This is a genomic window from Streptomyces sp. NBC_00659, assembly GCF_036226925.1.
GTDB lineage: Bacteria > Actinomycetota > Actinomycetes > Streptomycetales > Streptomycetaceae > Streptomyces.
In genome coordinates this window covers 9615790-9627593 of the sequence record NZ_CP109031.1, presented here as the reverse complement: position 1 = coordinate 9627593, position 11804 = coordinate 9615790, and the positions used below count along the sequence as shown (strand labels likewise).

1 protein-coding gene is annotated in these 11804 nt (G+C 73.5%); it reads left to right on the top strand.

Features of this window, described 5'->3' with window-relative positions:
* Positions 1 to 8 precede the first annotated feature (8 nt).
* Positions 9 to 11789: an SDR family NAD(P)-dependent oxidoreductase gene (locus tag OG410_RS42380; RefSeq protein ID WP_443063941.1), complete on the top strand. Its 11781-nt coding sequence runs from the start codon at positions 9 to 11 to the stop codon at positions 11787 to 11789.
* The last annotated feature ends 15 nt before the right edge of the window (positions 11790 to 11804 follow it).

Sequence of the window (11804 nt, the reverse complement as noted above, 5' to 3'; positions counted from 1 at the left end):
CCCTCTTCATCGCGGGAGCTGGACAGCGAATGACGAACAAGCCGAACACCTCTCCCGAGGCCGTCGTTGAGGCTCTGCGGGACTCCCTCAAGGAGATCGGCCGGCTGCGGCAGCAGAACCAGCAGCTGGCCTCCGCCGCACACGAGCCGATCGCGATCGTCTCCATGAGCTGCCGTTTCCCCGGCGGGGTGCACTCTCCGGAGGACTTCTGGCGGCTGCTGGCCGAGGGCCGGGACGCCGTCGGGGACATGCCGGCCGACCGCGGCTGGGACGTCGAGGCCCTCTATGACCCGGACCCGGACAAGACCGGCAAGAGCTATGTGAAGCAGGGCGGGTTCCTGTACGACGCGGGGGACTTCGACGCGGAGTTCTTCGGGATCAGCCCGCGTGAGGCGCTCGCCATGGACCCGCAGCAGCGGCTGCTGCTGGAGACGTCCTGGGAGGCCTTCGAGCGGGCCGGGATCGTGCCCGCGCGGTGCGAGCAGAAGGCCGGTGTGTTCATCGGCAGCAACACGCAGGAGTACGCCTCGCTGGCCGGGGACAATCCGCCGGAGGGCCTGGAGGGCCATCTGGGCACGGGCAGCGCGGCGAGCATCGCCTCGGGCCGGATCGCGTACACGCTCGGGCTGGAGGGCCCGGCGCTGACCGTCGACACGGCCTGCTCGTCGTCGCTGGTCGCGATCCACCTGGCGGCGCAGGCGCTGCGGGGCGGGGAGTGTGAGCTGGCGCTGGCCGGCGGTGTCACGCTGCTGCCGAACACGGCGCCGTTCGTGGAGCTGTCCCGGCAGGGCGCGTTGTCGCCGGACGGCCGCTGCAAGGCGTTCTCGGCGGACGCGGACGGGGCCGGGTGGGCCGAGGGCGTGGGCATCCTGCTCCTGGAGCGGCTCTCGGACGCCCGTCGCCATGGCCACCGGGTCTTGGGTGTGATCCGCGGCTCGGCGGTCAACCAGGACGGTGCCAGCAGCGGTCTGACCGCGCCCAACGGGCCGGCACAGCAGCGCGTGATCCGTCAGGCTCTGGCAGCCGCCCGGCTGAAGGCCGCCGACGTGGACGCCGTGGACGCGCACGGCACGGGCACCAGGCTCGGTGACCCGATCGAGGCGCAGGCCCTGTTCGCCACCTACGGCAAGGACCGCGAACGGCCGCTGTGGCTGGGCTCGGTGAAGTCGAACATCGGGCACACGCAGGCCGCCGCCGGGGTGGCCAGCGTGATGAAGATGGTGCTGGGCATGGCCCACGGGGTTCTGCCGCGCACGCTCCATGCGGACGAGCCGTCGTCGTACGTCGACTGGTCGTCCGGGTCGGTGCGGCTGCTGACGGAGGCGGTGGACTGGCCGGCCGGAGAGCGGGCGCGCCGGGCGGGCATCTCGTCGTTCGGTATCAGCGGTACCAACGCGCATGTGATCGTGGAGGAGGCGCCGGCCCTCGAGGCGGCGCCCGCCGCCGTACCCGAGCCGAATCTGGTGCCCCTCGCGCTGTCCGCCAAGTCGGAGGCGGGGCTGCGTGAGCAGGCCGCGCGGCTCGCGGAGTTCCTCGCCGAGCATCCGGAAGTGGCCCCCGCCGACGCGGGTCACGCGCTCGCGACGACGCGCACGCACTTCGCGCACCGGGGTGTGGTGCTCGGTACGGAGCGCGCGGAACTGGCGGCGGGACTCGCGGCGTTGGCCGACGACGAGCCGCGGGCGAACGTGGTGCGGTCGACGACCGCTCCGTCCGGTGGTGTGGTGTTCGTGTTCCCGGGTCAGGGTTCGCAGTGGGCCGGGATGGCCGCCGAACTCCTGGACTCCAGCGAGGTGTTCGCCCGCTCCGTCGAGGACATCACCGCCGTCCTCGACCCCCTGCTCGACTGGTCCGTCAAGGACGTCCTGCACCAGAGCCCCGACGCACCCTCACTCGAACGCATCGACGTCATCCAGCCCGTGCTGTTCACCGTCATGCTCTCCCTCGCCGCCCTCTGGCAGGCCCACGGCGTCACCCCCGACGCCGTCATCGGCCACTCCCAGGGCGAAGTCTGCGCCGCCGTCCTGTCCGGAGCCCTCACCCTCGAGGACGGCGCCCGCATCATCGTCGAACGCTCCCGCGCCTGGGCCACCCTCTCCGGCCACGGCGCCATGGCCTCCCTCTCCCTGCCCCTGGACAAAGCCACCGAACTCCTGCAGCGCTGGCCCGCACGCCTCGGCATCGCCGCCGTCAACAGCCCCACCACCGTCACCGTCTCCGGCGACCCCCAAGCCATCACCGAAATCATCACCACCGCACAAGCCGACGGCACACGCGCCAAACAGATCCCCGGCGTCGACACCGCAGGACACTCCCCCCAGGTCGACCAACTCCGCGACCGCCTCCTCGACAACCTGGGAACCATCACCCCCCGCCGGACCGACATCGCCTTCTACTCCACCGTCACCGGCAAAGCCCTCGACCCACTCGAACTCGACCAGAACTACTGGTACCGCAACGTCCGCGAGACCGTCGACTTCCACACCACCGTCAAAACCCTCCTCACCGACGGCTTCCGCACCTTCATCGAAATGAGCCCCCATCCCGTCCTCGCCCACGCACTCCAGGACACCGCAGAAGCAGCAGGCATCACCGACCCCGCCGTACTCGCCTCACTACGCCGCGACCAAGGCGGCTGGGACCGCTTCGCCCGCTCCCTCGCCGAGGCGCACGCCCGGGGCGTGGAACTGGACTGGGACGCCCTCCTCCCCCAGCGCACCGGCACCCACGTCGACCTGCCCACCTATGCCTTCCAACGCCGCCGCTACTGGCTCCAGGGATCCGCGGGACAGGCCGGCGACGTCACCGCCGCCGGCCTCAAGCCCGCCGGGCACCCCCTGCTCGGCGCGATCCTCACCCTCCCCGACGGCGAGGGCCTGCTCCTCACCGGACGGCTCTCCACCACGGCCCAGCCCTGGCTCGCCGACCACGCCATCGACAACACCGTCCTCTTCCCCGGCACCGGCTTCGTCGAACTGGCCACGCGTGCCGGTGACCTCACCGGATGCGGCAACCTCGACGAACTCACCCTGGAGCACCCGCTGGTGCTGCCGGCGCGGGACGCGGTCCAGGTGCAGCTCCGGGTCGACGGCCCGGACGAGGACGGCAGTCGGCGCTTCACCGTGCACTCGCGGCCCGACGACGCCGAACCGGACACCCCCTGGACCCGGCACGCCACCGGCACCCTGGGCGTCTCGGCGCCGGCGGCCCGGCAGACGGCGTACGACTTCCACGCCTGGCCGCCGCAGGGCGCCGAACCGGTCGACATCGACGGCCTGTACGACCGGATCGCCGCGACCGGCATCCAGTACGGGCCGGTGTTCCAGGGCCTGCGGGCCGCCTGGCGGCGCGGCGACGAGGTGTTCGCCGAGGTCCGGCTGCCCGAGGACAGCCACAGCGAGGCGGCACAGTACGCCTTGCACCCCGCGCTTCTCGACTCCGCCCTGCACGCCCTGGGCCTGGGGTCGCTGACCGACACCGGGGACGGGCTGGTGCCGTTCCTGTGGAGCGGTGTCAGCCTGCATGCGGCCGGGGCGTCCGCGCTGCGCGTGCGGCTGTCCCGTACGGCGGGCGAGGGCATCGCCCTGGAGGCGGCCGACGCCTCGGGCGGCCCGGTGGCGAGCGTGGACTCGCTCGTGCTGCGGCCGGTGCCGCGCGACCATTTGCGGGCCGCCGCCGACCCGGTGGCCGACGCGCTGTTCCGGATCGAGTGGACGCCCGTGTCCGCCGAGGGGACGGGCGAGGGCTGGACGGTGCTGGGCGCCGACCGGTTCGGGCTGCCGGAGGCGTCGGGCGAGCCCCGGTCGGTGTTCCACACCCCGCAGCCGCCCGCCTTCACGGACGCGGCCGGGCTCGCCGAGGCCGTCCGGTCGGCCACCGCGGATGTTCTGAGGGTTCTTCAGGACTGGCTGGGCGACGAGCGGTTCGCGGACCGGCAGCTGGTGATCGTGACGCGTGGCGGGGTCGCGGTGCGGGACGGCGAGGACGTGACGGACCTGGCGCTCGCCCCCGTCTGGGGCCTGGTGCGCTCGGCGCAGTCCGAGAACCCGGACCGGTTCGCGCTGCTCGACCTCGACCCGTCGACGGACGGGGCACCGTCGGCCGCGCTGCTCGCCGCCGCACTCGCGAGCGGGGAGCCTCAACTCGCGCTACGTGACGGGGATTTGTTCGCGCCGCGGCTGGCCAGGCCGCAACGTGCGGACCGGTCGTCCCCGGCCGCCCTGGACCCCGAGGGCACCGTGCTGATCACCGGCGCCGGGACGCTGGGCGGGCTGCTCGCCCGGCACCTGGTGGCCGAGCACGGCGCACGGCATCTGCTGCTGACCAGCCGGCGCGGCCCCGATGCCGCCGGGGCGGCGGAACTCACCGCCGAACTGGCCGGGTTCGGCGCCGAGGTGATCTTCGCGGCCTGCGATGTCACCGACAAAGCGGCGCTGGCCGGGCTGATCGGGGGTGTCGACCCGGCGCACCCGCTCACCGCGGTGGTGCACACCGCGGGTGCGCTGGACGACGGGACCATCACCTCACTCACGCCCGGGCATCTGGAGCGCGTCCTGGCGCCGAAGGTCGACGCGGCGCTGCATCTGCACGAACTCACCCGTGAGCTGGACCTGTCCGCGTTCGTGCTGTTCTCCTCCTCCGCGGCCACCTTCGGCGGCCCCGGCCAGGGCAACTACGCCGCCGCGAACGCCTTCCTCGATGCCCTGGCGCTGCACCGGCGGGCGCACGGCCTGCCCGCGCAGTCGCTGGCCTGGGGTTTTTGGGAGCAGCGTTCGGAGATGTCCGGGCACCTGGATGCCGCGGACGTGGCGCGCATGGCGCGGTCCGGTGCGGGCGCGCTGACCGGCGAGCGGGGGCTGGCGCTGTTCGACGCCGCCCGCGCGCTGGGTGACGCGCTGCTGGTGCCCAGCCCGGTGGACCGGGCGTCGCTGCGGGACCGTCCCGAGTCGGTGCACGCGCTGCTGCGCGGCCTGGTGCGGACGGCCCCGGTACGGCGCAGTGCTGCCGCCGCGGCCGACGAGGCCCCCGGCGGGGCCGGTTCGGAGCTGGTGCGGCGGCTGTCGGCGCTGCCGGAGGCGGACCGGACGACGGCGCTGACCGACCTGGTGCGGGCGCACGCGGCGACGGTGCTCGGCTACGACGACGCCCAGGGCATCGGCACCAAACGGCCGTTCAAGGAGCTGGGTTTCGAGTCGCTGACCGCGGTGGAGTTCCGCAACCGGCTGAGCACGGCCACCGGTCTGCGGCTGCCCGCCACGCTCGTCTTCGACTACCCGACCCCCGCCGTCCTCGCCGTCCACCTGGGCGAGCTGCTGCTGGGCTCGGGGGCGGCGACGGACACCTCCGCGGCCGTGCGGGTCGCCGAGGTGGCGGGGGACGACCCGGTGGTGATCGTCGGCATGAGCTGCCGCTACCCCGGCGGGGCGAGCAGCCCGGAGGAGCTGTGGCGGCTGGTGGCCGAGGAGAGTGACGCCCTGGCGGCGTTCCCCGAGGACCGCGGCTGGGACCTCGAGGCTCTGTTCGGCGCGGACGCGCCCGGCACGAGCTACGCCCGTGAGGGCGGGTTCCTGTACGACGCGGCGGACTTCGACGCGGAGTTCTTCGGGATCAGCCCGCGTGAGGCGCTCGCCATGGACCCGCAGCAGCGGCTGCTGCTGGAGACGTCCTGGGAGGCGTTCGAACAGGCGGGGATCGACCCGGAGTCGGTGCGCGGCACCAGCACGGGTGTGTTCGTCGGCTCGATGTACCAGGACTACCTGCTGCGCCTGCACTCGGTGCCGGAGGAGGTCGAGGGGTACGTCGGCACGGGCAGCGCCGGGAGTGTGGTGTCGGGCCGGATCGCGTACACGTTCGGTCTGGAGGGCCCGGCGGTGTCCGTCGACACGGCCTGCTCGTCGTCGCTGGTGGCGTTGCACCTGGCGGCGCAGGCGCTGCGGGGCGGGGAGTGCGACCTGGCGCTGGCCGGCGGTGTCGCGGTGATGTCCACGGCCGACCTGTTCGCCGAGTACAGCAAGCAGCGGGCGCTGTCGCCGGACAACCGCGTGAAGGCGTTCGCCGACGGTGCGGACGGTACGGCGTTCTCCGAGGGCGTGGGGCTGCTGCTGCTGGAGCGGCTGTCGGACGCCCGGCGCAAGGGGCACCGTGTGCTGGCGGTGGTGCGTGGTTCGGCCGTGAACCAGGACGGGGCGTCGAACGGTCTTACGGCTCCCAACGGGCCCTCGCAGCAGCGGGTGATCCGGGCCGCACTCGCGGGCGCCGGGCTCGGCACCTCGGACGTGGATGTGGTCGAGGCCCATGGGACGGGCACGAGGCTGGGTGACCCGATCGAGGCGCAGGCGCTGCTCGCCACCTATGGCCAGGATCGTGAACAGCCTTTGTGGCTGGGCTCGTTGAAGTCGAACATCGGGCATGCGCAGGCTGCCGCGGGTGTGGCCGGGATCATCAAGATGGTGCAGGCGATGCGGCACGGGGTGCTGCCCAGGACGCTGCACGTGGATGAGCCCACGTCCCAGGTGGACTGGTCCGAGGGCCGGGTCGAGCTGCTCACCGAGGCCCGGGAGTGGCCCGAGCTGGACCGGCCGCGCCGGGCGGGCATCTCGTCGTTCGGTATCAGTGGTACCAACGCGCATGTGATCGTGGAGGAGGCGCCGGCCCTCGAGGCGACGCCCGCCGCCGTGCCCGAGCCGGGTCTGGTGCCCCTCGCGCTGTCCGCCAAGTCGGAGGCGGGGCTGCGTGAGCAGGCCGCGCGGCTCGCGGAGTTCCTCGCCGAACGGCCGGAGACCGGCCTCGGGGACACGGCGTACGCGCTGGCGACCGGGCGCGCCCGGTTCGACCACCGGGCTGTGGTGCTCGGCAGTGACCGGGACGCCCTGGTGGAGGCGCTGGGCGCGGTCGCGGAGGAGCGGGAGTCGCTCGGCGTGGTGCGCGGCACGGTCGCCGCCGAGGGTGGTGTGGTGTTCGTGTTCCCGGGTCAGGGTTCGCAGTGGGCCGGGATGGCCGCCGGACTCCTGGACTCCAGCGAGGTGTTCGCCCGCTCCGTCGAGGACATCACCGCCGTCCTCGACCCCCTGCTCGACTGGTCCGTCAAGGACGTCCTGCGCCAGAGCCCCGACGCACCCTCACTCGAACGCATCGACGTCATCCAGCCCGTGCTGTTCACCGTCATGCTCTCCCTCGCCGCCCTCTGGCAGGCCCACGGCGTCACCCCCGACGCCGTCATCGGCCACTCCCAGGGCGAAGTCTGCGCCGCCGTCCTGTCCGGAGCCCTCACCCTGGAAGACGGCGCCCGCATCATCGTCGAACGCTCCCGCGCCTGGGCCACCCTCTCCGGCCACGGCGCCATGGCCTCCCTCTCCCTGCCCCTGGACAAAGCCACCGAACTGCTGCAGCGCTGGCCCGGACGCCTCGGCATCGCCGCCGTCAACAGCCCCACCACCGTCACCGTCTCCGGCGACCCCCAAGCCATCACCGAAATCATCACCACCGCACAAGCCGACGGCACACGCGCCAAACAGATCCCCGGCGTCGACACCGCAGGACACTCCCCCCAGGTCGACCAGCTCCGCGACCGCCTCCTCAAAGCCATAGGAACCATCACCCCCGCCCAGAGCGACATCGCCTTCTACTCCACCGTCACCGGCGGCCCCCTCGACCCCCACAACCTCGACCAGGAGTACTGGTACCGCAACGTCCGCGAGACCGTCGACTTCCACACCACCGTCAAAACCCTCCTCACCGACGGCTTCCGCACCTTCATCGAAATGAGCCCCCATCCCGTCCTCGCCCACGCGCTCCAGGACACCGCAGAAGCAGCAGGCGTCACCGACCCCGCCGTACTCGCCTCCCTGCGCCGCGACCAAGGCGGCTGGGACCGCTTCCTCCTTTCGCTGGCCGAGGCGCACGCCCGGGGCGTGGAACTGGACTGGGACGCCCTCCTCCCCCAGCGCACCGGCACCCACGTCGACCTGCCCACCTACGCCTTCCAGCGGCGCCGCTACTGGCTCCAGGGATCCGCGGGACAGGCCGGCGACGTCACCGCCGCCGGGCTGAAGCCCGCCGGACACCCGCTGCTCGGCGCGATCCTCACCCTTCCGGACGGCGAGGGCCTGCTCCTCACCGGACGGCTCTCCACCACGGCCCAGCCCTGGCTCGCCGACCACGCCATCGACAACACCGTCCTCTTCCCCGGCACCGGCTTCGTCGAACTCGCCACCCACGCCGGTGACCTCACCGGATGCGGCAACCTCGACGAACTCACTCTGGAACTGCCCCTGGTACTCCCGGACAAGGGCGGGGTCAGTGTCCAACTGGCCCTCACCGCACCGGATGTGGACGGCGCGCGCGGCTTCACCGTGCACTCGCGGCCCGACGACGCCGAACCGGACGCCCCCTGGACCCGGCACGCCACCGGCACCCTCACCACCCTCCCGGCCGCGCCGGGCGACGGCGGGCTGACGCTGTGGCCGCCGAAGGACGCCGAGCCGGTCGACGTGTCCGACCTGTACGACCGGTTCACCGCGGGCGGCATCCAGTACGGGCCGGTGTTCCGGGGCCTGCGGGCCGCCTGGCGGCGCGGCGACGAGGTGTTCGCCGAGGTCCGGCTGCCCGAGGACAGCCACAGCGAGGCGGCGCAGTACGCCTTGCACCCGGCGCTCCTGGACGCCGCGCTGCACGCCCTGGGCATCGCTCCGCTGGTGCCGGGCGCCGGTGAGGGCAGGAATCTGCTGCCCTTCACCTGGAGCGGGGTGGCCGTGCACGCGGCCGCCGCGACCGCGCTGCGGGTCCGGCTCGCCCCGGACGGCGCGGGCGGGGTGCGGGTCGCGGTGGCCGATCCCACGGGTGCGCCGGTCGCGACCGTGGAGTCCCTGGTGCTGCGTCCGGCGTCCGCGGAGCTGCTCGGCGCGGGTCGGCAGGCCGCGCACGACGCGCTGTTCCGCATCGACTGGGCCGAGGTACCGCTGCCGGAGCCTGCGCCCGTCGCCGGTGCGTGGGCGTTGCTCGGCAGCGAGCCCCTGGACATCGCGGGTGTTTCGCTGACCTCGTACGACGGGCTCGATGCCCTGAAGGGCGTGGGTGGCGACGTACCCGAGGTGGTGCTGCTGCCCGTGACCGCCGGGTCCCGCACGGACGTTCCGGCGGCGGTGCGCGAGGTCACCTGCCGGGTGCTGGGGCTGGTGCAGGGCTGGCTGGGCGACGAGCGGTTCGCGGACAGCAGGCTGGTCGTCGTGACCCGCGGCGCGGTCGCGGTGCGCGACGGCGAGGAGCTGCCCGACGAGGTGCTCGCCCCGGTCTGGGGCCTGCTGCGCTCCGCGCAGTCGGAGAACCCGGGCCGGATCACGCTGGTGGACGTCGACGCGGCGTCCGTGGACCGGCTGCCCGCCGCGCTGGCGGGCGAGGAGCCGCAGCTGGCGCTGCGCGGCGGCAAGGCGCGGGCGTTCCGGCTCGGCCGGGCCGCCGCCGGCCCCGCGCTGGCGGAGCCGGCCGGGTTGGGCGAATGGCGGCTGGAGAGCACGGCCGAGGGCACGATCGACACGCTGGCCCTGGTCGACCGGCCCGAGCTCGCCACGCAGGAGCTCCAGCCGCACGAGGTCCGCATCTCCGTGCGGGCGGCCGGTCTCAACTTCCGCGACGCACTGATCGCCCTGGGCATGTACCCGGGCAGCGGCGCGATCGTGGGCAGCGAAGGTGCGGGCGTGATCCTTCAGACGGGGTCGGCGGTGACCGGGCTCGCTCCGGGCGACAAGGTGATGGGCCTGTTCCCGGGCGCCATCGGCACGGTCGCCGTGTCGGACTTCCGTACGGTGGTGCGGATGCCGCGGGGCTGGACGTTCGCGCAGGCGGCGACCGTGCCCGTGGTCTTCCTGACCGCGTACTACGGCCTGGTCGACCTGGCCGGTCTGCGGCGCGGCGAGAAGGTGCTGGTGCACGCCGCCGCGGGCGGGGTGGGCATGGCCGCCACGCAGATCGCCCGCCACCTGGGCGCCGAGGTGTACGGCACGGCCAGCCCCGGCAAGTGGCAGGTGCTGCGCGAACTCGGCTTCGACGAAGCCCACTTGGCCTCCTCCCGCGACACGGAATTCGAGGCCGCGTTCACCGCCCGGACCGGCGGCGAGGGCGTGGACGTCGTCCTGAACTCCCTCGCGGGCGAGTTCATCGACGCCTCCCTGCGGCTGCTGCCGCGCGGCGGCCGGTTCGTCGAGATGGGCAAGACCGACGTACGGGACGCGGCGCGGGTGGCCGAGGCGTACGAGGGCGTGGCCTATCGGGCGTACGACCTGGTGGAGGCCGGCCCGGAGCGCATCCGGGAGATGCTGCACGAGGTGCTCGACCTGTTCGAGCGTGGCGTGCTGACGCCGCTGCCGCTGCGGGCCTGGGACGTCCGGCACGCCAAGGACGCCTTCCGCTATCTGAGCCAGGCCCGGCACGTCGGCAAGATGGTGCTGACCCTGCCGCGCCGTCCCGAACCTGAGGGCACCGTCCTGGTCACGGGCGGCACCGGCACCCTGGGCGGCCTGGTCGCCCGGCACCTGGTGGCCGAACACGGCGTACGGCATCTGCTGCTGACCAGCCGGCGCGGCCCTGCCGCCGCCGGAGCACAGGAGCTGGCGGCCGAACTGGCCGGGCTGGGCGCCGAGGTGAGGGTCGCGGCCTGCGACGTCACGGACCGGACGGCGGTCGCCGGGCTGCTGGCTTCGGTGCCGGCCGAGCATCCGCTGACCGCCGTCGTGCACTCGGCCGGTGACGTCGACGACGGTGTGATCGCGGCGCTGTCCCCCGAGCGGGTCGACCGGGTGATGCGTCCGAAGGTGGACGCGGCCCTGCATCTGCACGAGTTGACGAGCGATCTGGACCTGTCGGCGTTCGTGCTGTTCTCGTCGTCGGCGGCCACCTTCGGTGGTCCCGGCCAGGGCAACTACGCCGCCGCGAACGCCTTCCTGGACGCCCTCGCCCAGCGGCGCCGGGCCGCTGGACTCACGGCCTCGTCGCTGGCCTGGGGATTCTGGGCCGAGCGCAGCGAGCTGACCAGCACCCTGGAGGAGGCCGACATCGCGCGGCTGACCCGGGGCGGCATGGCCCCGCTGTCGACCCGCGACGGACTGGCCCTGTTCGATGCCGGCCGCGGGCACGCCGACGCGGTCCTGGTGCCGGCGCGCCTGGACACGTCGAAGCTGTCCGGCCCCTCCGGCTCCGTACCGCCGCTGCTCAAGGGCCTGGTGCGGGTCACGGCCAGGCGGGAGCGGGCCGGCGCGGCCGACCGGGCCGACGGCGGCACCTCGCTGGCACAGCGGCTTGCGGGCCTCGCGCCTGCCGACCGCGACACGGTGCTGGTGGACCTGGTCCGTGCCCACGCGGCGACCGTCCTCGGGCATGCCACGGCGGACTCCGTCCAGCCGGAACGCGCCTTCAAGGAGCTCGGTTTCGACTCGCTGACCGCGGTGGAGCTGCGCAACCGGCTGACGGCGGCGGCCGGGACCCGGCTCCCGGCGACGCTCGTCTTCGACTACCCGACCCCGCTGGCGCTCGCCGCCTACCTGCGCGAACAGCTACTGCCCGACGAGCCGGAGGCATCGGCTGTCGCCTCGCTGCTGGCCGGCCTCGACCAGTTGGAGACCGCGCTGGCCGCGGTCACCGCGGACGACGGCGAACGCACGACCGTCGGCCAGCGGCTCCAGGCGCTGCTGGCCGTGTGGCACGGCCTGTCCGACGCCACCACGCAGGACACGGACGACCTGGACTCGGCGACCGACGACGAGCTCTTCGACCTCGTCGACAGCACCTTCGAAGGCTGAGACGGAGAGAACTCG